This is a genomic window from Neisseria sp. P0001.S005 (assembly GCF_051963715.1).
The window spans coordinates 1-209 of the sequence record NZ_JBQCTZ010001162.1 but is presented as its reverse complement, the minus strand read 5'-3'; the positions used below and the strand labels follow the sequence as shown (position 1 = coordinate 209).

1 pseudogene is annotated in these 209 nt (G+C 52.2%); it reads left to right on the top strand.

Annotated features, from left to right (window positions below):
* Positions 1-209: pseudogene (locus ACTHSP_RS24415) on the top strand (IS481 family transposase); the annotation flags it as partial.

Here is a 209-nt window from a genome sequence, read left to right as displayed (position 1 = left end):
CTATACGCCGCCATTTTGCCGGACAAAACTGCAGACAGTGCCGCCAAGTTTCTGACTGGACACCTGATTGATCCCTGTCCATACCTGATTGAGTGCGTTTACTCCGACAACGGTACGGAATATAAAGGCTCGGCCAACCATGCTTTCGGTGTAGCCTGTTATGAGAACGGGATTGGTCAAAAGTTTACCCGGGTTGCCCGTCCGCAGAC